General features: G+C 63.9%; 21 protein-coding genes. 9 read left to right on the forward strand and 12 right to left on the reverse strand.

Annotated elements, in window-relative coordinates; translation table 11 throughout:
- Positions 1–48 precede the first annotated feature (48 nt).
- Positions 49–1,260: an alpha-D-ribose 1-methylphosphonate 5-triphosphate diphosphatase gene (locus tag AC1Y2B_RS07255; RefSeq protein ID WP_482252402.1), complete on the forward strand. Its 1,212-nt coding sequence runs from the start codon at positions 49–51 to the stop codon at positions 1,258–1,260.
- Here the strand turns inward: AC1Y2B_RS07255 and AC1Y2B_RS07260 are convergent.
- On the reverse strand, positions 1,257–1,847 hold the full coding sequence (locus AC1Y2B_RS07260; protein ID WP_482252403.1) for a LysE family translocator: 591 nt from the start codon (positions 1,845–1,847) through the stop codon (positions 1,257–1,259). The two genes, AC1Y2B_RS07255 and AC1Y2B_RS07260, sit on opposite strands and share 4 nt — an antisense overlap.
- A gap of 72 nt (positions 1,848–1,919) precedes the next feature.
- Here AC1Y2B_RS07260 and AC1Y2B_RS07265 point away from each other — a divergent pair, with 72 nt between their 5' ends.
- Positions 1,920–2,372: an Lrp/AsnC family transcriptional regulator gene (locus tag AC1Y2B_RS07265; RefSeq protein ID WP_482252404.1), complete on the forward strand. Its 453-nt coding sequence runs from the start codon at positions 1,920–1,922 to the stop codon at positions 2,370–2,372.
- An 87-nt stretch (positions 2,373–2,459) separates the two neighbouring features.
- Positions 2,460–3,740, forward strand: a complete 1,281-nt coding sequence (locus AC1Y2B_RS07270; RefSeq protein ID WP_482252405.1) for an O-acetylhomoserine aminocarboxypropyltransferase/cysteine synthase family protein — start codon at positions 2,460–2,462, stop codon at positions 3,738–3,740.
- Between the two features lie 38 nt (positions 3,741–3,778).
- Here the strand turns inward: AC1Y2B_RS07270 and AC1Y2B_RS07275 are convergent, their stop codons facing one another.
- A complete protein-coding gene (locus AC1Y2B_RS07275; RefSeq protein ID WP_482252406.1) occupies positions 3,779–4,480 on the reverse strand; it encodes an SIMPL domain-containing protein in 702 nt (233 codons plus the stop codon).
- A gap of 165 nt (positions 4,481–4,645) precedes the next feature.
- Between AC1Y2B_RS07275 and AC1Y2B_RS07280 the strand changes: the two genes are divergently transcribed.
- Positions 4,646–7,732 carry a hypothetical protein gene (locus AC1Y2B_RS07280; protein WP_482252407.1) on the forward strand — a complete coding sequence of 1,029 codons (3,087 nt, stop codon included), beginning with the start codon at positions 4,646–4,648 and terminating at the stop codon, positions 7,730–7,732.
- Positions 7,733–7,927: 195 nt separating this feature from the next.
- Positions 7,928–9,832, forward strand: a complete 1,905-nt coding sequence (locus AC1Y2B_RS07285; protein ID WP_482252408.1) for a cation:proton antiporter domain-containing protein — start codon at positions 7,928–7,930, stop codon at positions 9,830–9,832.
- A gap of 109 nt (positions 9,833–9,941) precedes the next feature.
- Here the strand turns inward: AC1Y2B_RS07285 and cobT are convergent, their stop codons facing one another.
- The 6 genes from cobT to AC1Y2B_RS07315 all read right to left on the reverse strand — a co-directional run bounded on the left by cobT (position 9,942) and on the right by AC1Y2B_RS07315 (position 16,191).
- Positions 9,942–10,952 carry a nicotinate-nucleotide--dimethylbenzimidazole phosphoribosyltransferase gene (gene cobT / locus AC1Y2B_RS07290; protein WP_482252409.1) on the reverse strand — a complete coding sequence of 337 codons (1,011 nt, stop codon included), beginning with the start codon at positions 10,950–10,952 and terminating at the stop codon, positions 9,942–9,944.
- A gap of 137 nt (positions 10,953–11,089) precedes the next feature.
- Entirely contained in the window at positions 11,090–11,599 is a 510-nt protein-coding gene (locus tag AC1Y2B_RS07295) for a CarD family transcriptional regulator (protein ID WP_482252410.1), read from the reverse strand.
- A 291-nt stretch (positions 11,600–11,890) separates the two neighbouring features.
- On the reverse strand, positions 11,891–12,229 hold the full coding sequence (gene fdxA / locus AC1Y2B_RS07300) for a ferredoxin FdxA (RefSeq protein WP_482252411.1): 339 nt from the start codon (positions 12,227–12,229) through the stop codon (positions 11,891–11,893).
- 52 nt (positions 12,230–12,281) lie between these two features.
- Entirely contained in the window at positions 12,282–12,608 is a 327-nt protein-coding gene (locus AC1Y2B_RS07305; RefSeq protein ID WP_482252412.1) for an RNA-binding S4 domain-containing protein, read from the reverse strand.
- Positions 12,609–15,623 carry a helicase-related protein gene (locus tag AC1Y2B_RS07310; RefSeq protein WP_482252413.1) on the reverse strand — a complete coding sequence of 1,005 codons (3,015 nt, stop codon included), beginning with the start codon at positions 15,621–15,623 and terminating at the stop codon, positions 12,609–12,611.
- Between the two features lie 7 nt (positions 15,624–15,630).
- The gene (locus AC1Y2B_RS07315) at positions 15,631–16,191 is read right to left on the reverse strand and encodes a tetratricopeptide repeat protein (protein ID WP_482252414.1); all 561 of its coding nucleotides are present in this window, start codon (positions 16,189–16,191) and stop codon (positions 15,631–15,633) included.
- Between the two features lie 63 nt (positions 16,192–16,254).
- Here AC1Y2B_RS07315 and AC1Y2B_RS07320 point away from each other — a divergent pair, with 63 nt between their 5' ends.
- Together AC1Y2B_RS07320 and AC1Y2B_RS07325 are read left to right on the forward strand one after the other, a co-directional pair.
- Entirely contained in the window at positions 16,255–16,542 is a 288-nt protein-coding gene (locus AC1Y2B_RS07320) for an SCP2 sterol-binding domain-containing protein (RefSeq protein WP_482252415.1), read from the forward strand.
- Positions 16,539–17,468, forward strand: a complete 930-nt coding sequence (locus tag AC1Y2B_RS07325) for an alpha/beta hydrolase (RefSeq protein WP_482252416.1) — start codon at positions 16,539–16,541, stop codon at positions 17,466–17,468. The genes AC1Y2B_RS07320 and AC1Y2B_RS07325 overlap by 4 nt, the downstream gene beginning before the upstream one ends.
- 73 nt (positions 17,469–17,541) lie before the next feature.
- Here the strand turns inward: AC1Y2B_RS07325 and AC1Y2B_RS07330 are convergent, their stop codons facing one another.
- The 4 genes from AC1Y2B_RS07330 to AC1Y2B_RS07345 are packed head-to-tail and all read right to left on the reverse strand — an operon-like array spanning position 17,542 to position 21,471.
- Positions 17,542–18,267 carry a proteasome-type protease gene (locus AC1Y2B_RS07330; protein WP_482252417.1) on the reverse strand — a complete coding sequence of 242 codons (726 nt, stop codon included), beginning with the start codon at positions 18,265–18,267 and terminating at the stop codon, positions 17,542–17,544.
- A 31-nt stretch (positions 18,268–18,298) separates the two neighbouring features.
- Positions 18,299–19,108, reverse strand: coding sequence for a transglutaminase family protein (locus tag AC1Y2B_RS07335; RefSeq protein WP_482252418.1), 810 nt, complete (start codon positions 19,106–19,108; stop codon positions 18,299–18,301).
- Positions 19,108–20,055, reverse strand: coding sequence for an alpha-E domain-containing protein (locus AC1Y2B_RS07340; protein ID WP_482252419.1), 948 nt, complete (start codon positions 20,053–20,055; stop codon positions 19,108–19,110). The genes AC1Y2B_RS07335 and AC1Y2B_RS07340 overlap by 1 nt, the downstream gene beginning before the upstream one ends.
- Before the next feature lie 3 nt (positions 20,056–20,058).
- A complete protein-coding gene (locus tag AC1Y2B_RS07345) occupies positions 20,059–21,471 on the reverse strand; it encodes a circularly permuted type 2 ATP-grasp protein (protein WP_482252420.1) in 1,413 nt (470 codons plus the stop codon).
- Between the two features lie 207 nt (positions 21,472–21,678).
- Between AC1Y2B_RS07345 and AC1Y2B_RS07350 the strand changes: the two genes are divergently transcribed.
- Both AC1Y2B_RS07350 and AC1Y2B_RS07355 read left to right on the forward strand, forming a co-directional pair.
- The gene (locus AC1Y2B_RS07350; protein WP_482252421.1) at positions 21,679–22,629 is read left to right on the forward strand and encodes a ligase-associated DNA damage response exonuclease; all 951 of its coding nucleotides are present in this window, start codon (positions 21,679–21,681) and stop codon (positions 22,627–22,629) included.
- Complete coding sequence (locus AC1Y2B_RS07355) at positions 22,626–23,390, forward strand: hypothetical protein (protein WP_482252422.1); 765 nt, start codon at positions 22,626–22,628, stop codon at positions 23,388–23,390. Before AC1Y2B_RS07350 ends, AC1Y2B_RS07355 begins: the two co-directional genes overlap by 4 nt.
- Positions 23,391–23,441 lie beyond the last annotated feature (51 nt).

A 23,441-nucleotide genomic window follows, 5' to 3' on the forward strand; every position in this document is an offset into this window, starting at 1 on the left:
TCACGCCGCTTTGCCATGCAGCCAGAAGCTGACACGACAGGAGCCCGCATGGACGCGATCATCATCGAGGGAGCGCGGGTTCTGCTGCCCGGCGCACTGGCGCGGGTTTCGGTCCGCATTGAGGGCGACAAGATCGTCGGGCTGGACATGCCCCGCCATGGGGCCCGAGTGATCGACGCCAAAGGCATGATCCTCGCCCCCGCCATGATCGACATTCACGGGGACGCCTTCGAGCGCCAACTGATGCCGCGTCCCGGCGTCGATTTCCCGCTGGAGGCCGCCTTACTGGAAACCGACCGCCAGTTGGCCGCCAATGGCATCGCCACCGCCTATCACGCCCTGACCCTGTCTTGGGAGCCGGGGCTGCGCTCGGTGGCGACCGCGCGCCGGGTGGTCGAGGCGCTGGCCGCCCTCGGCCCCCGACTGACAGTGGAAAACCGCGTGCAACTGCGGTGGGAGACATTCTGCTTTGAGGCTGTGCCCCTGATCGAGCAAGCCTTGGCCGGGCCACTGGCGCCGTCGATCGCCTTCAACGATCACACCTCGATGGCGGTTCTGCACCCGGGCACCCCGCTGCAATCCCGTCCGTTCGACCAAGACCCGGCCTTTCCGCTGGCCGACATGACGTCTGCCGCTTTCGCCGCCAAAATGGCTGAGCGCGCCAAACGGTCAGGTCTTTCGGTTGCAGACTTCGTCGACCTGATCCGCCACACATGGAACCGTCGCCCGCAAGTGTCCGGCATCATCGAACAAGTGGCTGCCAAAGGACGGGCCGCCGCTGTGCCGATGCTCAGCCACGATGACAGCCAGATCGAAACCCGGCGCTTCTATCGTGACCTTGGCGCCCGGATCAGCGAGTTTCCGATGAATGCCCACACCGCTGAAGCGGCACGTGAGGCCGGCGACTGGATCGTCTTCGGTGCCCCCAATGCGGCGCGGGGCGGCAGCCATCTGGGTTCACCCGGCGCCTCTGACATGCTCAAGCGGGGGCTCTGCGATATCCTCGCGTCGGATTACTTCTACCCGGCGATGCTGACCGCCGTGGCGCGGTTGCAAGCGGATGGCCACGCCCTGCCAGCCCTGTGGAAGTTGGTTTCCACCAACCCCGCCCGCGCCTCTGGCCTGAGTGACCGGGGCGAGATCGCAGTGGGCCAGCGCGCCGACCTGACCCTGATCGACTGGCCAGAGGGGGGCACCCCAGCGCCGCGCTTGACGCTGGTGGCCGGGCGGACGGCCTATTCGGCGATGGCAGCCGGCTAAATCTCCAGCACCGGCCACAGTGACAGCACCAGCAAACCCGCCATCGTCCAGTTGAATTGCACCAGACGGCGCGGATTGGACAGGAAGGCCCGCAGCCTCTCCCCGGCGTAGCACCACAACGACACCGAGGGCAGATTGATGCTGGCAAAGACCACGCAGACGACCAGAACCGCCGAAATCCCGCCCTGCCCGTAGTTGCTGATCGCCCCCAAAGCCATCGCCCAAGCCTTGGGGTTGACCCACTGAAACGCCGCCGCCTGCAGGAAGGTCATCGGATGCGGCCGCGCCGTGCCTTCTCCGGGGGCAGAGGCATGGGCGATCTTCCACGCCAGCCACAGCATATAGGCGACCGAGACCACCTTCAGCGCCAGCTTGCTCGCGGGAACCGCCTGAAACACGCCTGACAGGCCGAAGCCCACCAGAAACACCATCAGTCCATGTCCAAGGCTGACCCCCAGCATATGCGGCAGCGTTCGCCGAAAGCCGAAATTCACGCCCGAGGCCATCAACATCAGGTTGTTCGGTCCCGGTGTCACCGAGGTCACGAAGGCGAAAGAGATCAGCGCAAGAAGGATGTCATGTGTCATGGCGCAATTCTTCACCACCTTACGGGACGAAGGATTGCAATCTGTCCGCTTCAATAGCATTATTTGCAATAAATGACGAAACTGGATGATATAAACACCCGGATATTGCGCGTCCTGTCGCAGGACGGTCGCATCTCGAACCTGGACCTCGCGGAAAAGGTCGGCCTCTCGCCCTCTGCCTGCCTGCGCCGCGTGCAGGAACTGGAGCGGTCCGGCGTGATCAAGGGCTACCGCGCCGTCATCGACTCCGCCAAGGTGGGCATCGGCTTTGTGGCCTATGTGACGGTAGGCCTCAACAGCCACACCAAGGCCGCGCAAGAGGCGTTTGAACGCGCGATCTCCCGCGCAACGGAAGTGCGCGAGTGTCACAACGTCACCGGCACCGTCGAATACCTGTTGCGGGTCGAGGCGCGGGATCTGGCGCATTACAAGCACTGGCACACCGAAATCCTCGGGGTTTTGCCGCAGGTGCAGGCCATCACGACCTTTGTTGTCATGGATAGCCCAAAAGACGATAGAAACTGACGTGTTTATTCGTCGCACGGCCTGATTAACAGTTGCCTGATTTTGCGCCCTGCCCTAGCGTCCGCCCATCCACTGAAGGAGGACAGAATGACCCTTGGCTTCAACACCCTTGCCGTCCATGCCGGAACCGAGCCTGACCCCGCCACCGGCGCCCGTCAGGTACCGATCTACCAGACCACAGCCTATGTGTTCCGCGACAGCGACCATGCGGCGAAACTCTTCAATCTGCAGGAAGTCGGCTACATCTATTCCCGTCTGACCAACCCCACCGTGTCGGCCCTGGCCAACCGTGTGGCGGCTCTGGAAGGCGGCGCGGGGGCGGTTTGCTGCTCGTCCGGTCATGCGGCGCAGATCATGGCGCTGTTTCCCTTGATGCAGCCGGGCACCAACGTCGTCGCCTCCACCAAGCTTTACGGCGGCACCGTTCAGCAATTCACCAACACGATCCGCAAGTTCGGCTGGTCGGCCAAGCTGGTCGACTTTGACGACCTGAAGGCGATCGAGGCGGCGATTGACGAAAACACACGGGCGCTGTTCTGCGAGACGATCTGCAACCCCGGCGGTGCGATTTCCGATCTTGACGCCATCGCGCGCGTTGCAAACCAGGCCGGCATTCCGCTGATCGTCGACAACACCACCGCCACGCCGTTCCTCTGCCGCCCCATCGAGCATGGTGCGACGCTGGTCGTGCATTCGGCCACCAAATACCTGACCGGCAACGGCACCGTCACTGGCGGCATCGTGGTTGATTCGGGCAAGTTCGATTGGTCGGCCTCGGGCAAGTTCCCGTCGCTGGCGGCACCAGAGCCGGCCTATCACGGACTGAACTTCCATGCGGCGCTGGGAGCCATGGCCTTCACCTTCCATTCCATTGCCGTGGGCTTGCGCGATCTGGGCATGACGATGAACCCGCAAGGCGCGCACTACACCCTGATGGGGATCGAGACGCTGCCCTTGCGGATGGAACGCCATGTCCAGAACGCCCAAACGGTGGCCGAATACCTGGAGCAGGACCCGCGCGTCGATTATGTAACCTATCCGGGCCTGAAATCCTCGCCCTACCACAACCTGGCCAAGATGATCGTGCCGGGCGGTGCCGGCGCCTTGTTCACCTTCGCGATCAAGGGCGGCTATGATGCCTGCGTCAAATTCGTCGACAATCTGAAGCTGTTCAGCCATGTCGCCAACCTTGGCGACACGCGCAGTCTGGTTATTCACTCGGCCTCGACCACGCACCGCCAGCTGTCGGATGATCAGCGCGCGGCGGCCGGTGCCCTGCCCAACGTGGTGCGCCTGTCGATCGGGATCGAAGACGTGCGCGATATCATCGCCGATCTGGATCAGGCGCTGACGCGCGCCACCGCCTGAGAAAACCGCGGGGTGCGCAAGGGATGCGCACCCCGCCCTCACTGCGCCAGTTGCCAGACGATGGTGACGCTGGCAGAGATGCCTACCTCGCCTGCAGCAACCGGGACAGCGGCGCTGCCCACCATCTTTGACATCATCGGACCCGGCGGCGGATCGCCACCGCCTTCGGTGATAGATACGATCGGCCCCAGCTTTTCACCCGCCGCCTGCGCCAGCAGCTTGGCCCGCGCCACGGCGTCAGCGACAGCCGCCTTGCGCGCCTCGTCCTCGGTCGGACGCTGGTCTTGCAAGCCAAAGGTCAAGCCGTTCAGCGTATTGGCGCCGTCGGTGATGGCAGCGTCCAGAATGGCGCCAGTGGTGTCCAAGGCCTTGATTCGCACCGTCAGCATATTGGAGGCGACATACCCCTTCACCACCTGCCCGGTGCCCGCATCATTGGTCACCCAGTTCGGGTTGATCGACAGGCTGGAGGTCTGCATGTCCCGGTCCGCCACCTTTGCGGCGATCAGCCGCGCAATCACCGCCGACACCGCATCATTGTTGGCCGACATTGCCGCCGCAGCGCTGTCACCCGTCGTTGTGACACCCAACGAGATCGTGGCAAGGTCAGGCACCACATTGACCGTCGCGCTGCCGGTGACGGTGATCGTGCCGGCCGTATCGGCAAAAGCGGCTGTCGGGGCGCACAGGATTGGGGCAAGCAAGACACTGGACAGGGCAAAGGCGGTCAGGATGCGCATCGGTTCCTCCATGAATGATCCGTCATTGCCTTCTACGACGCCGCTCGCAAGATGATCCTTGGCGGAGGCCGGGCTTTTTCTTTCATTCGGCAGAATCCTGCTGTAAGCAGGCCGCCAAACCGGGGTTACTTCCCGGCGATCTGATGGCTGTGCTAGACGCTCCTCATGAAACCTTCGTTCGCCCTAGACTTCCGTGACGGTCTCGTCACCTTGCTGCACCGGACCTCGCGTGGCTGGAGCCAGGTGGGATCCACGGCCCTTGATGCCCCCGACTTTGCCGAGGCTTTGGGCTACATGCGCTCTACCGCGCTTGGCCTCTCGCCGCGCGGGATCACCACCAAACTGGTGATCCCGAACGAGCAGATCCTGTATACGGCCGTCCACGCGCCAGGTCCGGATGCTGCAAAGCGCAAGCGCCAGATCCGCGCCGGGCTTGAGGGCCTGACCCCCTATGCTATTGACGATCTGGTCTATGACTGGTGGGGCACCGGGGCAGACCTGAACGTGGCCGTGGTTGCCAAGGAAACCCTGGCCGAGGCCGAAGCCTTCGCAACGGAGCACCGCTTCAATCCGGTCAGCTTCGTCGCTGTGCCAGACGACGCCGCCATTTTGAACGAGCCCTTCTTTGGTCCGTCCGCCCTCGCCGCGACACTTCTGGCCGAGGGTGAGAAGGTTGAGCGGGATCAGGATCCGATCACGGTCATCGCGCGCGACTTCCACCGCAGCGAACCCAAGGCCAAGCCCGTTGCGCCGGACGACAAGGACATGGTGCCCGAAAACGCCGCGCCGGTGATCGCCGAGACCGCCGCTGAGGAACCAGCGCCTGGCGATCCGACCGCAGAAGCCTCGTCAGAGGCACCACAGATCCAGCCTGCATCTGCAAGCATCCCGGTCGCGGATTTGCCCGCACAGCCTGAACCGGTTGCCGAAACGCCCGCACCCGTCGCTGCGCCAGCAGTCTCTCATCCCGCTGCCAGCCCCGCCATTGTACCGGTCGAGGTTGCCCCGGTGGCCGCAGCCGAGGCAGACCCGGTTCGCTCCAAACCGGCCGCGCCTGCGGTGGATCCGCTGCCGCCGCCCGTTCAGCGACAGTCCAAACCCGACCCGGTCAAGCCGGTCGTCGTCGAGGTCCCCGAGGCGCCGATGGCCATGGATGTGGCAGACCTTGCCAGCGTTCAGGACGATGATGTCCCGCCTGCCCCGGCAGCCGAGATTGTGGCGGCCTTTGCCAGCCGCCGCACCGCCGCGATCGCCGCCGCGACGGCGGGTGCCGCCAAGCAAAGCGCCCCTGCCGTCTCGAAGATTCCCTCGGTCGGTGCGGCACCTGCGCAGCGTCCCTCGGTGCCCCGTCCCAACGTGGCGCGTCCGGCACCGGCCTCACCCCGCGACACCCTGCCTTTTCCCGTCAAGACCACCGCAGGAGCCGCCAAGACCGCGGCTGCAAAGCCTGGCAAGACCGGCACCGGATCGGTCACCGCTGCCGGCATTCTGGGCGCGCGGCGCGAACGTAATGTCGTGGCACTGCCCACGGCGGGCACGCCGGAAGAACAGGCCGCAGCGGCGGCCCGCAAGGCCACGACCAAGCCTACGGGGCTCGGCAGCCGCTCAACCCCCATCAAGGGCAAACCGCGTTACCTTGGCCTGATCCTGACAGTAATCTTGCTGCTGCTGCTGATTGCGGTTGCGGCATGGTCCAGCCTGAAGATGGGCGCAAATGATACGACGGGGACAGGCGCCGGCGCCCCCACGACGTCCTCTCCGGCGGCCAGCCTGTCGACGCCGGACGCCGCGGCCCCTGCGTCGCAGCAGGCCAGTTTGGCAGCACCTGATGCAGCCAAGCTGACACCGCCCGCGTCTCAGACAACCCAGACCAGCGCGACTGTGGACACCAGCAGCACCCCGACCGCCCCGGCTTCGAACCCGACGGCGGACCAGACCGTGGCGAGTGCTGCGCCAGATGCGGCGCCAACAACGACCACAGATAACACCGTGGCTGCATCGACACCGACCGCCGATGCAGCCGCAGCCCCACAGGCGACGGCAACGCCCGCTCCGCCGGTGGCGGAACCAGCCCCGAAGACCGAGGTGTCCTCGACCGGCGTGGCGCCAACAGCCCCCGGTACGGCAGGGCAAGACAAGATCGTGCTGGCAATGGCCGATACGCCGCCAAAGGCGGCGGGGCCACTTGCGCTGCCTGCCCTTGCGGCGGGCGCCGATGCGAGCCCCGCCGCCGAACCTGCTCCACCGCCCTACGGCACGGTTTACAAGTTCGACGCAGATGGCCACATCATCCCAACGCCCGAAGGCATCGTAACGCCCGAGGGCGTTCTGCTTATTGCGGGCAAGCCGAAGGTGCTCCCCCCCGAACGACCTGCGGATTTGGCACCCGCTGTCGCCGCCCCTGCGGCCTCAGATGCAACAGCCCCGGTGGCGGATGCACCAACCACCGCGGCCGCGGCCCCCGCACCGACCACCAACACGCCCCCGGATGCGACACGCGCGTCATCGGCGGCGGCAACGCCTGACACCTCGGGAACCACGGCGACCGCTACCGCAGTTTTGACACCAGACACGGCGGAACCGGCAGCGGCCGCCCCTGCGCTTGCGCAAGACCCAACTCTGGCAGGCAAGCGCCCGAAGGGCAAACCTGCCGGCCTCGCCCCGGCACCCGGCCAGCAAGGCACTGCCGCGACAAGCCCGGAAGACGCCCTCCTAGCGAGCTTGCGTCCGGAAGCACGCCCGGCCGACCTGCCCTCGCCCTTGGCGTCCGACACTGGCGCAGATGCCAACGCCGCTTCAGCCTCTTTGGCCGCGAAGGGCTTTGCACTGGCCACCTCGCCCAAGCCGCCTGCCCGACCGTCGGGTCTGGACAAGGCCGTTGACACGGCGGTGGAGGCCGCGCTCAATCAACCTGCGCCAGACACGCAGGTTGTCAGCAACGACACGGCCGCACCCGAGGCACAGGCTGAGCCGGATCCGGCCGAGGGTCCGGCGCCCCGCTTGCCGGTCAGCGCCTCTGTCGACAAACAGGCGACCGCCAAACACGCCCTGAACACCAACAGACTGGCGCTTCTGGCGGTCTTTGGCACAGTGTCGAGCCGTTTTGCCATGGTTCGGCAGGGCAATGGCACCGTCAAGACCATCAAGGTGGGTGACAGCGTTGACGGTGGGCGAGTGGATGCAATCACCGACACGTCCATTCAATACCAGAAGGGTGGCCAAATCGTTACCCTTGCCCTGCCCAAAGGCTGACGTCAGCGCGACGTTGGCCCCCGGGACAATTTGCCGACGAATTCTGCGGCAGACATCCTATGTTTCCCGGACTGCAGCGGACTATTCCGCAGCAAGGGCTTCCTATCTTGGACGCACAACCTGATATATTGCGCAGCGAGGCGACCGATTTTCGCCGGTCACCGGGATACCAGAACCACGACTTGAAAGGACCGGATGGAAAGTTTTCTTTTGCAAGCCTCGATCTATCTGGGGGCTGCCGTCCTTGTCGTACCCTTGTCTGTCAGGCTTGGGCTGGGTTCGGTTCTGGGCTACCTGGCAGCGGGCATCCTGATGGGGCCGGTGATGGGTCTGGCCGGGGCGGGCACCACTGACCTGCAGCATTTTGCAGAATTCGGCGTGGTGCTGATGCTGTTCCTGATCGGGCTGGAGCTGGAGCCGAAGGCCCTGTGGGACATGCGGATCAAGCTTTTGGGCATGGGCGGGTTGCAGGTCTTGGTGACCATGGGGGCCGTCGGGGGCACGCTTTACGCCTTTGGGGCACCCAAACAGGTGGCGCTGATTGCCGGGATGATCGGGGCGATGTCCTCGACTGCGATCGTCTTGCAGACACTGGCGGAAAAGAACCTGATGCGAACGGCGGGCGGACGGGCGAGTTTTGCGGTGCTTCTTACGCAAGACCTTGCCGTGGTCCCGATCCTGTCGGTGATGCCGCTGCTGGCGCTTCCCGTGGCGACCGGACTGACTGTGAACACCTTCGGCGTAACCAACCCGTCGGTTGCCCCCGCCGATCCTTCTGCCGGTGTCGCAGAGCCCTTGCTGACCATGATCCAGAACCTGCCCGCATGGCAGGTGACTGCGTTGACCCTGGCGATCGTCGCGGCGATCATTCTGTCAGGCCATTACCTGACGCGCCCGATCTTCCGTTTTGTCCATGCCGCACGGTTGCCCGAGATGTCGACCTTCATCTCGTTGCTTCTGGTGCTGGGAATTGCATTCCTGATGATGATGGTGGGGCTTTCGCCCGCTTTGGGCACCTTCGTCGCCGGAGTGGTTCTGGCAAACTCTGAATTCCGGCATCAGCTGGAGGCCGATCTGCAGCCCTTCAAGGGCCTGCTGATGGGGCTGTTCTTCATGACAGTTGGCGTCGGCATCAACTTTGCCCTGTTGTTCCGCGAGCCGCTGATGGTCCTGGCGCTGGTGCTGGGCCTGATCGTCATCAAGAGCGCCGTGTTGTTCGCGATCGGGGCACTATTCCGGCTGCGTCTGCGCGACTGCACGCTCTTTGCGCTTGGGTTGGCGCAGGGCGGCGAGTTCGGCTTCCTGATCATCTCGATAGCCCGCAACGAGGCTGCCTTGCCGGTCGTGGCAGGGCAAATGGCGCAATTGGTGATATCCCTCTCGATGCTGCTGACGCCGCTGCTGTTTCTGGGCTACGAGGCCCTGTCCCGCGGCTTGTCGGCCCGTCATCCGGAGCGACCCGCCGATGTGATCGACGAAAAGGGCGCGGTGATCATCGCTGGGGTCGGGCGCTTCGGGCAGGTGGTCAACCGGCTGGTGCGCAACTCTGGCATCGCGACGGTGGTTCTGGACAGCGACATGGCCATGATCGACACCTTGCGCCGATTTGGCGTGAAGGGCTACTTCGGCGACCCCTCGCGTCCGGAACTGCTGGAGGCGGCGGGCCTTTCGGAAGCGCAGGTTCTGGTGGTTGCAGTGGATGAACCGGCCAAAGCCGTACAGATCGTCAAATTCGTGCGCTCCAAACGACCAGACATCCACATCGTGGCCCGCGCTTTCGACCGGGTACATGTCTATGAACTGTATCAGGCCGGTGCCAACGACATCGTGCGCGAGACCTTTGACTCATCTGTCCGCGCGGGGCGCTATGTGTTGGAGAACATGGGGTTTTCAGGATACGAGGCCGCAAACGTATCGAAGGCATTCTTCCGGCTCGACCGCGCCGCGATGAGAGATCTGGCAGAGTTGTGGGTGCCGGGCCAGCCAGTCGACCGCAACCCGGCCTATATCGAACGCGCCAAGAAGCTTGACCGCGATCTGGAGACGGCGCTGATCCACGAGATTTACGAGCTGCGTCCGATGGATGGCACCAAGGACTGAAAGCGGGCGCCGAGGCAAGCCCCGGCGCCCGCCGCTCTGCGGACCCAGCCGGGGGGCTTCGCGCCCCCCGGATCCCCGCGGGATATTTGGAGAAGGCGAGGCGAAAGCCTCAGCCGGCAGCAACCCCGGCTTCGGCAAAGGTGGCCATGCCCGAATGACACTCGGCGGCGGCCTTGACGATGCCGAGCGCCAGAGCGGCGCCGGATCCTTCGCCAAGGCGCAGGCCGAGGGAGAGCAAGGGGGTCTTGTTCAGCGCGGCCAAAAGCCGGGTGTGGGCGGCCTCGGCGCTGGCATGGCCCGCGATGCAGTGGTCCAACGCTCCAGGCGCAGCGGCATGCAGGATCGCGGCGGCAGAGCAGGCGATGAAGCCGTCCAGGATCACCGGAATGCGCAGGACACGGGCATGCAGCATGGCCCCGGTCATGGCGGCGACCTCGCGCCCCCCCACTGCGGCCAACACCGCCAACGCCTCGCGCGAGGTCAGGCGGGCGACACCGGCGCGCACGGCGTTGGCCTTGCGGGTCAGACCCGCGTCGTCGACGCCGGTGCCACGCCCAACCCAGTCCTCCGCCGCGCCGCCGAACAAGGCACAGGCGATGGCTGCGGCAGAGGTGGTGTTGCCGATCCCCATCTCACCGGGCACCAGGAGGTCGGCCCTTGGGTCGACCGCGTTCCAGCCGACCAACAGGGCGGCGAGCAGGTCAGCCTCGGTCATTGCGTCATGCTCGGTGAAATCGGCCGTGGGACGGTCAAGCTCGATCGCATCAACCGTCATCTTGGCGCCGAAGCTGCGGGCGAGTTGGTTGATCGCCGCACCGCCATGCTGGAAATTGGCCACCATCTGCACGGTCACCTCAGCCGGGAAGGCCGAAACGCCCTTTGCAACCACGCCATGGTTACCTGCGAAGATCGCGATTTGCGGTGCGGTGATGCGCGGTGTGTCGGTGCCCTGCCACCCTGCCAGCCAGATCGCCACATCCTCCAGCCGCCCCAATGCGCCCGGTGGCTTGGTCAACTGGCCGTTGCGGGCGACGGCCCCGGCGGTGGCCGCTGGATCGGCAGCGGGCAGGTTGACGAGGATGGTGCGGATGTCAGACAGGGTGGCGGGGGTTTGGGTCACGGATGCCTCCTTGGCGGTTGCCCGTGACCTAGCCGTTGGGCAAATAAATGGCCAGACGCTGCGGACCTTTTGGATGCCATTCCCGACATGCAAAAGGGCGGCCCCAGCGGACCGCCCTTGCAGACTTGTAAAGCGGGTCAGGCCGCGCGGCCGACCAGAACTTCGCCGACTTTCTTCTGCGCGCCCGCTTCATCGACGCCAGCCACAGCCGCCACTTCGCGTGTAAGCCGCTCCAGCGCCGCTTCATACAACTGACGCTCGGAATAGCTTTGCTCGCGCTGATCGTCAGAGCGATGCAAGTCGCGTACGACCTCCGCAATCGCCATCAGGTCGCCCGAGTTGATCTTCTGTTCGTATTCCTGCGCCCGACGTGACCACATGGCGCGCTTGACGCGGGCCTTGCCCTTCAGCGTGTCCAGCGCCTTGGTCACCACGTCCGGAGTCGACAGCGAGCGCATCCCGATTTCGGTCGCCTTGTGCGTCGGCACGCGGAGGGTCATCTTGTCCTTCTCGAACGAGATGACGAACAGTTCCAGCCGGTACCCGGCGATTTCCTGTTCTTCGATGGACATGATTTTGCCAACGCCATGGGCAGGATACACCACGAAATCATTCGGGTGGAAGTCAGGCTTCTTACTCTTGGTCATTCAGTCACTTCCTATGGGGCACGGCCCGGACAGACGAAAATTCACAGCGACAGGTCATAAACCCATCGTTTCCAAGGCTCACATTCGTCGGCAAAACCACCCCAGGCGAGCAGCTCTGGAAGGGTTTCAGGCATCCTTCATTGATTGTAACGGGTGTATAACACAAAAAATGCGAAAAACCAAGGTCCGCGTTATGCGCTAAAGGAACCTTGAAGGTTGATCCCCAAGGGTTTTTCACAAGGTTGCCGCCAAATTTGGCGAATTTGTCCGAATCGCCCGAACTGTTGCGACTCAGCCGCCGAGGCCCGCTGCCTCAGAGAAGTACTTCTTGACCTTGTCCTTTTCGCCATCGCGCTCGGTGGCTTCGGGCAAGGCGTCTTTCTTGGTGACGATCACCGGCCAAAGTTCGGCATATTTGCGGTTGAAGGTCACCCAATGGTCCAGATCCGGTTCTGTATCCGGGCGGATCGCATCGGCGGGGCATTCCGGTTCGCACACCCCGCAGTCAATGCATTCATCGGGATGGATGACAAGCATGTTTTCGCCTTCGTAGAAGCAGTCCACCGGACACACTTCGACGCAGTCGGTGTATTTGCAGGCGATGCAGTTGTCGATCACCACATAGGTCATGGCAGGTCCATCCTTCGAATTCCGCGAGGTTTGACTAGACGAGGCTTCAGGATCATTCAAGGGTCGAAGCGTCATCCACCGGGGATGTGGCATCAAGGTCAGCGTAGAGCAGTCGTGCTTCTGGCGCGGGGCCGCGCCTTGTGCCCAAAGACAGGATACGCACGACCCTGATCCGGTCGGCCTGCGCAAAGGTCAGCACATCGCCCACCGAGACGCCATGTCCCGGTTTGGCGCAGTGCTGACCGTTCAGGCGCAGATGCCCCTCGCTGACCATGTCAGAGGCGATTTCACGCCGCCGAAAGAAGCGCGCTTGCGCCAGCCACTTGTCCAGCCGCATCTTCGGGCTGGACAGAGTCGTCTTATCGCCGGGCCCAGCCAATTACTTGTTCAGCTTGAGCGCCGCGAGCACAGCGAACGGATTGTCAGGATCAACGGGCTTTTCCGCACGCGGCGGACGGGCTTCGAAGCTGCGCTGCGGCTTGTCCTGCGGCTTGCCGCCTTCGAACTTGCCGCCGTCGCGACCGCCCTCTTTTGGACGCGGCTTGCGGTCTGAACGTTCGCCCCGGCCTTCGCCACCACCGTCGCGCGGTTTATTGCCCTTGTAGCCGCCACGATCCCCCTCGCGGCGCGGCTTCACCTCGGCCTCGGCTGCCGGAGCACCTTCGACGGCGGCGACAGCAGGCGTCGCGGCATCCGCCGGGGCGGCTTCCTTGCGCGGACCACGTTCGGCGTTGCGGTCATGGCGCGGTGCACCAGACCGCGGCGCGCGTTCGCCGCGCGGCTCGCCAGAACGTTCGCCGCTGCGTTCAGGGCGCGCGGGCCGTTCCGGACGCGGGCGCGGCTTCGGGGCCCAGGTGAAGGTGAAATAGGCCTCCATTTCGGGCGCGGCCTCTTCGACCTCAACCGCAGGCTCATCGACCACGGGGTTGATCAGCGAGACCTCTTCCGGCACCGGGTTCAGCGAGACAGGCTCTTCGACCTTGGCCGCAACGACCGGGGCCGCCTTGACCTTGGCGCGTTCACCCTTTTCGCCCTTGTAACCCAGACCCGCCATCAGATCGACGAACTGTTCCAGCGTCATGCCGGTGATCGACAACATGTCCGGTGTCGCTTCAAACCCCACGCGACTGTCCTTGGTGCGCAGGATATCGGCCAGACGCTCCAGCATATCGATCCGGATCGCCCGCACGCCCGAGGGGTGATAGCCCGACAGCGTGTAATGGCTGCGCGGCACTTCGGGCAGATTGGGAATCGTCACCAGGCCCGGAGGCGGGCTTTCGGGGAAATCCTGCAGGCCGGACCACAGGCTCCACAGCACCAGACGCAGACGCGTGGCGGCGGGCTTCAGCAGCAGGGGCAGGAAAATGGTGAACTGACCGAAGCGCACGCCATGCTTGCGCAAGGCGGCACGGGAGTCCTGATCCAGCGCCTTCACATCATTCGCCACGTCATCGCGCTGAATGACACCCATTGCTTCGACCAGACGGAAGGCAAAGCCACGGGCCAACCCGGTCAGCGCCTCGTCCCGGCTCATCGCCGCGAGAGGTTCGAAGAGGGCTGCAATCTTGCGGTCGATGAAGTGCTGGGCGCGGCGGCGCACCTTGTCGGCCACGTCGGGACCGGCTTCCTCGTCCACGAAGACCTCGACCTGCGGGCGCAGGGCTTCAGCGCCCTTCACCAGCTTGCCCACGGCAGAACTGCCCCACATCAGGCCACCCTGAGTGGTGTAATCCATCTCAGTGTCCGGCGCGTTGTAGAACCGATCCGCCCTGAGGTGGAATTCGGGCTTCAACGCCGCCAGCGCCGCCGTGCGCAGGGTCTGCGCCTCTTCCGGCGACTTGGTCGCGTCCTGCCGGAAGCGGAACCCGTCCAGCTTGCCTACGAATTCGCCACTTACAGTGACTTCGCCCTTGTCATTCACCTCGGCCACGAGGGTCTCCTTCTGCTTCAACCGCCGCAGCAACACGCTGGTGCGCCGGTCAACAAATCTTTGCGTCAGCGCCAAATGGAGGCCATCTGACAGGCGGTCTTCTACTGCACGCGTCTCGTCGCGCCAATGGCTTTCGTCCTCGACCCAGCCTTTGCGCTGCGCAACATAGGTCCAGGTGCGGATATAGGCCAGACGTTTCGAGATAGTGTCAATGTCGCCACCCGGTTTGTCGATGCGTTCTATGGCTTTTTTCAGCCAATCGGCGGGGATGCGCGTTTGCGACAGGCCCCGGCCCGTCAAGAAATCAAAGATTCGCGCCAGAAGCGTCAGGTGTTCGTTGTCGGACGCACTGCGGAAATCGGGCACACGGCAGACGTCCCACAGCAACCGCACCCGCTGTGGGCCGGTCAGTTTCCCCTGTACCTCGGGCAAAGCAGAGAGGTATTTCAGCGCCAGCACATCGTCGGCATCACGCGCACGGCTCAGCCAGGGGTCAAAGGTCGGGGCTTCAAGACTGCGGATCAGCCGGTCGGCACTGCCAAAATCCAGATCGGCATTGCGCCACATCAGCTTGCGGACCGGATCGAACTTGTGCGCCTCGATCGCCTCGATCTCTTCCTCATCGAAGGGCCGCGCCTCTCCCGTCACGCCGAAAGTGCCATTTTCCATGTGGCGCCCGGCACGACCGGCGATCTGACCAATCTCCTGGGTGTTCAGCATCCGCATCCGCCGCCCGTCGAACTTCGAGGTCGAAGCGAAAGCAACGTGCTTTATATCAAGGTTCAGCCCCATGCCGATGGCATCGGTCGCGACCAGATAATCCACATCGCCGTTTTGATACATGGCGACCTGAGCGTTCCGTGTCCGCGGGCTCAATGCCCCCATCACCACCGCGCAACCGCCTTTGGTGCGCCGGATCAGCTCGGCGATGGCATAGACATTTTCAACAGAAAAGCCGACGATGGCAGAGCGTTCCGGCATGCGGCTTATCTTTTTCGAACCTGCGAAGGTCAAAGTCGACATCCGCTCCTTGCGCATGAACTGCACGCCGGGGACCAGGCCAGCAATCGCCGGACGCATTGTGTCAGAGCCCAGAAACAGCGTCTCCAGCAGCCCGCGCGCGTGCAGCAGGCGGTTGGTGAACACATGCCCCCGCTCCGGATCTGCACACAACTGGATCTCGTCGACGATGACGATGTCCGCCCCAATCTCCAAAGGCATCGCCTCGGTCGTGGCCACCCAGTACAGGGGCCTCTCCGGCACGATCCGCTCCTCCCCGGTGATCAGCGCCACGACGGAGGGCCCGCGCAGCTTGACCACGCGGTCGTACACCTCTCGCGCCAGCAGACGCAGCGGCAGGCCGATCACCCCGGTGCGGTGCGACAGCATCTTTTCGATGGCATAATGAGTCTTGCCGGTGTTGGTCGGCCCAAGGACCGCCGTCACCCGTGAGGGTTCGCTCATGTCTGTCTTACAGCTCCTGCCCGCCAAGCTGGGCGTCCAGCCGTTTCACCGCGTCCTGCACATCTTTCATATGCGGGTTGATTTTCAAGGCCTCGCGGTAGACTTCCAGCGCCTTGTCGGGCTCGTTCAGCTGTTCAAAGATCATGCCAAGCCCGGAGAGCGCCCCAAAATGCCTTGGGTTCAGCGCCAGTGTCTTGGCAATGTCGGCAATCGCCAGCCCCAACTGGCCGATCTGGAAATAAGCGGTCGCCCGCTCATTATACCCTTCGGGAAAGTCAGGGGCGTGGTCGATCAGCGCAGTCAGATGGTCAATCGCGCTTTGCGGATCACCGGCCGCCAGCGCGTCTTGCCCACGCTTCAACAGCAGGTCCATCGAGGCCGATCCGGATTTCGACCATTCCAGCCAGATGTTCTGGGTGATGGCCCCGGCTTCCTCGTCCGTCGCAGTCTGCAATTGCTGGAAAAGGTCGTCCAGCTTTGCGGTATCGGCCAAAGCCGGGCAGAGTCCCGATGCAATCAGCAGAAGGACTGCAAGGATACCATTGGCAAGTGGACGCAGGGCTTTCATAAGCTGCAAGGTAACGCATGGCGCCGAAAACGCCAGTGCTGCGCCATCACGAAAGGGACAGAGATGAGCAAAGTTATCGATACTGCGATTGCGGCCCTGACGGCCCGCGCGGGCAAGGGCTTTGACGCGGTGGCAAAGTTCACCTTTATCGGCGAGGGTTCGATCATGTTCGACGCCAGCGGGGCACGGGCTGGCGATGAGCCGGCCGATGTCACCCTGACCGCCACAACCGAGGTGTTTCAAGCCCTTCTGGGTGGAGAGCTTTCCGCCGCCTCGGCCTTCATGTCCGGCAAGCTGACCGTCGATGGCCCGATGGGTTTGGCGATGAAACTGGGCCAGGTGCTGAGTTGACCGCGCCCCCCCTGTTCAACACGGTGGCCGAAGGGCCGCCGGATGGGCAGGGTATCTGGCTGACTGCTGCCGACGGCACCCGGATCCGGGCCGGCGTTTGGAATGGCACCGCACCCAAGGGCACGGTCGTGTTGCTGCCCGGGCGCTCGGAATACATCGAGAAATATGGTCGCACCGCAGCCGTTCTGGCCAAGTCCGGGTTTGCCACCCTGACCCTCGATTGGCGTGGTCAAGGCATGTCGGACCGCGCGCTGATCGACCCGCTTGTCGGCCATGTCTCTGATTTTGCAGAGTATCAACAGGACCTTGATGCCCTTCTGGCCTATGCGACGTCCGCAGGCCTCCCCCAGCCCTTCCACCTGCTGGCCCATTCGATGGGTGGCTGCATCGGCTTGCGCGCCTTGCTGCGAAACCTGCCGTTCGCATCGGCGGCCTTCAGCGGCCCGATGTGGGGCATTCTGATCTCGGCGCTGATGCGTCCGGTGGCCACCATCCTGTCGGCCGTCGCTCGCCCCCTGAAGTTCGACCACCGCTATGTCCTCGGCACCGGTGCGGCGATCTACGTGATCGAAGCGCCGTTTCAGGACAATACCCTCACCACCGACCCTGACATGTGGGACTACATGCGCCGCCAAGCCTTGGCCCAGCCAGCGCTATCGCTCGGCGGCCCGTCTTTTGGCTGGCTGCATGCCGCCCTCACCGAGTGTCGCGCCCTCGCCCGCCTGCCCTCGCCCGCTGTCCGAACCCTTTGCGCCCTTGGCAGCCATGAGCGGATCGTGGACCCCACCCCGATTCTCACCCGCATGCACCATTGGCGCATGGGCCGGCTGAGCCTCGTTCAGGGGGCCGAGCATGAAATCCTGATGGAACGCCCGGGCATACGCGATGCGTTTCTTGCGGACGCGATTGCCCTGTTCGGAACCTAGCCCCTTCATTCAGGCCCAAATATCCCACGGGGGTCCGGGGGTGTGAAACCCCCGGCTGCCGGCCAAGGGCGCGTCAGATGTTGATCTGGGTGAAGCCGTCGCGCAGGGCCTTGCTCCACGCCTCGCTCATGGCGCGGAACTGCTCATCGCCCGCCTCGATCCGCCGTTTGCGGCCGATCTTCAGCGCGTCTTTCTCGATGATGCACAGATCCAGCGGCATGCCCACCGAAAGGTTCGACCGCAGGGTTGAGTCCATTGACAGCAGCACCGCCTTTTGCGCATCGGCAAGGCTGGTCGAAGGCTTCACCACGCGGTCAAGGATCGGCTTGCCATATTTATGCTCGCCGATCTGCAGGAAGGGCGTGTCTTCGGTCGCCTGAATGAAGTTGCCTTCCGGGTAAATCAGGAACAGCCGCATCGGACCGCCCTTCCTTTGCCCGGCCACGATCATGCTGGCGGTGACACCCTGCTTCATCGCGTGCATCTTTTCGTCAATCTCGCCCCGCACGGTGGCCAGCATGTTGCCGATGATCGATGCAGCTTTCAGCAGGGTCGGCGCCTTCAGGATCGAGGTGTCCTCGGTCGCATCCGGGTCGTCGATCGCCTCTTGCAGACGGGCGATGGTGGTTTGCGTCACCGAGAGCGAACCGGCTGTCATGATCGCGATCACCCGTTCCCCGGGCTGTTCGAAGAAGAACATCTTGCGATAGGTGGAAATATTGTCGAGCCCCGCATTGGTGCGGGTGTCCGACAGCATCACCATGCCTTCGTTCAGCAAAAGCCCCACGCAATAGGTCATCGTCGCTTCCCCATATTCTCAGGGCGTGACCCTATTGCTGCGTTGCCAGAACCGCAACCGTCACATCCAGACTTTCCGCCCCATTGGACCGGGCCGATCCGCGGATGGGTGCGGCTTCGCGCGAATCAAGGCCAGAGCCGAGCCTGACATAGCGGTCATCCGGGCAGCATTCGTTGGCGGGGTCGAACCCGACCCAGCCCAGACCCGGAATGTGCAGCTCTGCCCAGGCATGGGCAGCCTCGTGCGGCGTCCCTTCGGCATCGGCCAGCAAGTAGCCCGAGACATAGCGCGCTGGAATTCCGTTGGCCCGGGCAATGGCGCACAGGATATGGGTGTGGTCCTGACAGACACCCTCGCCCTGCTCCAAGGCCTCGGCGGCCGTGGTCCGGGCGTGGGTCGCACCGGGTTTGTATGCGACGGCCTCTGACACCGCCCGCGACATCGCATGGGCTGCGGCCAGCCGGGTCTCGGCCCCCTCGGCTGCCTTGGCCAAGGCGACCAAACCACCGGCGAGTTCGGTGGCGGCAGTTTCCGCCAAGTAGACCTCGGGCGCCACAATCTCCCGGTGACCTTTCAGGACGCCAGCCATATCGGCGGTTTGCACCCTGCCTCGGACATGCACAGATATTTCAGACACAGGACCCTTGACGCTCCAACCCTGCACCCAATCCCCAGCACCGTCACGAAAGCCGCCGCCCTTGACGCCGCCTGACACGGTGACCTCCCACTCCAGCACCCTCTGCCCCTCGCAGCCCGAGGGCGTCAGGCGATGGCTTTGCACCACACCCCGCACCGGGGCATCGTAGCGATACAGCGTCACATGGTCGATCAGCAGCAGCATCAGCGCATGTCTCCGGACAGGTAAGTGTCGTGAACCATCCCGGCGATTTCTGCCGTGTGCAGAATGAAGCGCGACAGGAATTCGTGCAGACCCTCCTCGAAGATCACCTCGGGCGTCAGGGCGTCGAGTTCGGCCTGCAGGGCTTGTGCCTTGGCCTGCACATCGGTGGATTTGCCGTAAAGCTTGGCAATTCGCGCCAGATGGTTGTTGGTGTCGGTGACGCAGGTGATCAATGCGCGGGGGCAATGCGGGTTCAGGATCAGGAAATGTGCGATCTTGGCCGCACTGACGTCGCCGCCATAGGCCCAGTGGAAGGCCCGGTTCAGCGACAGCGCCCGCAGCATCATCGACCATTGGTCATTGTCGACGCCCGATCCCACCCCCATGCGCGGCAGCAGCACATAGTATTTCACGTCCATCAACCGCGCCGTGGCATCCCCCCGCTCCAGCGCGTAGCCAAGGTTCAGGAAGTCATAACCGTCATCGCGCAGCAGGGTCGCTTCGATGCCACCGCGCACCATGGCCGCATGTTTCATCGTCCAATCGGTCAGGCGGGACAATTCCAGTTCGCTGCGCGGTGTCCGTTCGATTTGGCGCAGTTCCTGAAACGCGGTGTTGAGGGCATCCCAGACCTGCCCGGTCAGGGCTGTGCGCACGATCCGGCCATTTTCGCGGGCCTGGGTGATGCAGGACGCCACCGAAGACGGGTTATCCCGGTCAAAGAACAGAAAGCTTTCAATATTGCGCTGCACCGCCTGGCCGTATTTCGCCTCAAAGGCCGCATAGGTGCCGGTGGACTGCAGGATCGACTCCCACTCGTTGCGGTATCCGTGCGCCGTGGGCAGCAAGGAAATGCGCGCCCCCACCTCCAGCAGGCGGGCCGCCGTTTCTGCGCGCTCCATATAGCGGGCAATCCAGTAAAGGTTATCGGCAGTTCTCGACAGCATGACTTACTCCGCCAACACCCAGGTATCCTTGACACCGCCACCCTGCGACGAGTTCACGACCAGCGAGCCCTCGGTCAGGGCCACCCGCGTCAACCCGCCCGGCACCAGTTCGATGCGCTCGCCTACCAGACAATAGGGCCGCAGGTCTACGTGCCGAGGCGCCACACCCTCGGCGACAAAGGTCGGCGTGGCTGAAAGGGCCAAAGTCGGTTGTGCGATGTAGTTGCCGGGATCCTTCAGGATCTTGTGGCGGAAGGTTTCCACTTGTTCCTTGGTCGATTTCGGCCCGACCAGCATGCCGTAGCCGCCCGAGCCGTGCACTTCCTTGACCACCAGTTCCGGCAAACGGTCGAGGACGTATTTCAGATCATCCTGCTTGGCACATTGCCAGGTGGGGACGTTGTTCAGGATGGGCTCTTCGCCCAGATAGAAACGGATCATCTCCGGCACAAAGGTGTAAACCGCCTTGTCATCCGCCACGCCCGCGCCGGGGGCCGAGCAGATCGACACCCCGCCCGAGCGGTAGACATCCATCAGCCCCGGCACACCCAGCATGGAATCCGGCCGGAAGCACAAGGGGTCGATGTAGGCGTCATCGATCCGGCGGTAGATCACATCCACCCGCTTAGGCCCCTCGGTCGTCCGCATGTAGACAAACTCGCCCTCGACGAACAGATCCTGCCCCTCAACCAGTTCAACGCCCATCAGGTCAGCCAGAAAGCTGTGCTCGTAATAGGCCGAGTTGTAGTGCCCGGGCGTCAGGATCACGACAGTCGGCTCATGCTTGCACTTGGCGGGCGCCACCGAGGTCAGCGTGCGGCGCAGCAGTTCGTGATAGCGATCCACCGGTTCAATGCGATTTTCCCGGAACAGGTCCGGGAACATCCGCATCATCATCTCGCGACTTTCCAGCATGTAACTGACACCCGAGGGCGTGCGGCAGTTGTCTTCCAGCACGAAGAAGTCGGTCGGCCCGGTGCGGACGATGTCGATGCCGACGATGTGCGAATAAACACCCATGGGCGGCACGAAGCCTGCCACGGCCTTCTCGTAAGCCTCGTTCTGATAGACCAGATTGCCGGGAATGCGGCCCGCGCGGATGATTTCGCCGCGTCCGTACACATCGACCAGAAACGCATTCAACGCCCGCGCCCGCTGCTTGATGCCGCGTTCCAGCTTGGCCCATTCAGTGTGGGTAAACACCCGGGGGAACATGTCGAAGGGGATCAGCCGATCCGGGTCGCCACCCTCGCCATAGACGGCAAAGGTGATGCCGATGCGACGGAACAGGGCCTCGGCCTCAGCCTGTTTCTGGATGCGCAGATCGGCAGGCATGGTGCGCATCCAGGCCTCCAACCTTGCGTAGGGCTCGCGGACGGAGGCGTCGAGATACATCTCGTTGAAGTGCTGGGTCATTCGGGCGACCTTTCTTGTCTGGCACCAGTAAATCCACCCCTTCAGCCCACGGAAAGGGGGTGGCGCGGTAAAACGGCGTTAACTTGCAGAAAAGCCCAAATATTGGGCGAAATGCAGTTTGTTTTTACGGCGGATTCGCCGGAGGGCGCTGCAGGTCGGGAACAAAACGGGATTATAACCGTCCGGCTTTCGGTCTATGCTGCCGCCATGTCGTGCGCGCCCCTGATCATCGCCACCCCTCAGGGCCTTTACTGCCCCGCCGGGGATTTCCACATCGACCCGATGGGCCGCGTGCCGCGCGCCCTTGTCACGCACGGCCATTCCGACCACGCGGCGCGCGGGATGGGCGCTTACCTTTGCACCCACCAGGCCCTGCCCGTGATTCGTCACCGCCTCGGCCGGATCAATGCCGAAGGCATCGCCTATGGCGAGCGTCGTCAGATCGGCGATGTCACCGTCAGCTTTCACCCCGCAGGCCATGTGCCCGGCTCGGCGCAAATCCGCATCGAACATCAGGGCGAGGTCTGGGTGAACTCCGGCGACTACAAGACCGAAGCCGATGCCCTGTGCGAGCCGTTCGAGCCAGTGCGCTGCCACACCTTCCTGACCGAATGCACCTTCGGCCTGCCGATCTTCCAGTGGCAGCCAGAGGCGCAGGTTCTGGCCCAGATCGCGGCATGGTGGCAGGCCAATTCCGCCGCAGGCCGCGCCGCGGTCTTGCTCGCCTATTCCTTCGGTAAGGCGCAGCGGCTGATGGCCGGGCTGGCGGGTCTTGGCCCAATCTGCACGCATCCCGTGGTCGAAGACGTTACGGCCACCCTACGCGCCCAAGGCTACGCGCTACCCCCCACCACGGCGCTGCATGGTCCAGCGCCGAAGGGCGCGCTGATCATCGCCACGCCGAATGCCATGGCCTCCGACTGGGCCCTGACCCTCGGCCCGCACGAGGTCGCGGCCGCCTCCGGCTGGATGGCGCTGGCCGCTCGCCGCAAAGGTACCGCCGCCGCCTTCACCCTGTCAGACCACGCCGACTGGCCCGGCCTCAATTCCGCGGTCAAGGCGACCGGGGCGATCCAAGTCCTGACCATGCATGGCTACACCAAGCCCTTCGCCGCGTGGCTCGCCACTCAAGGCCTGCAGTCCGGTGTCATCGCATGATCCGTTTCGCCGCTCTCCTCGCCACAGGCACCCCCACGCCCCAGGCCTTAGCCGCCTACGCCGCCGAGGTCGGACCGCAGGACGCCGCGACCGCCCAAGCAATCCTCTCCGGCCAACGCCCCAAACGTCTTGCGGCCCCCGGCGAACTTCTCGCCTGGCTGGCCGAGGCGACCAACACCCCACATTTTCTCCTCGAAGCCTGCCTGAAGGTCACCCTCGACAAGGCTGAAGTCGCAGCCCTGCTGCTGCCCCCCGCCGCAGGTCCCGCGCCCACCCTGACCGAAACCCTTGCCCGCCTCACCGACCGCGACGCCTACCTGACCCTTGCCGCATCCCTGCCCTTACCAGCCCGCCTGATCCTGAACCGCCTCGCCTCCGGCACCTTCCGCGCCAAACTTGCCGTCCCTCTCGAGATCAACCAAACGCCGGGAACTTGCCTGGCCCTTCTGACCCTTCTGGACCACTCGGGCCCCGAGGCCACTTTCGCCCTGCCCCATGGCAACGCCCTCGTGCCCCTGACCCGCCTGAAACTCACCCTGCCCGAAACGTCACAAATCCTGACATGGGCCAAATCCAACACCACCGACCGGTTCGGCCCCCTCCGCCAGGTCATCCCGAGCCAGATATTCGAGCTGGCCTACGACGGCACCACCCCAAACCCGCGCCGCAAATCCGGCATCGACCTTGTTGCTCCCCGCCTCATCGCCTGGCACCCCAGCCTCAGCCCTGACCGCGCCACGGCCCTCAAGGCGCTTCAATAGCCCCCCTTCATTTGTTCATAAATATCCCACGGGGGCCCGGGGGTGTGAAAC

The organism is Stagnihabitans sp. (genome assembly GCF_964946895.1).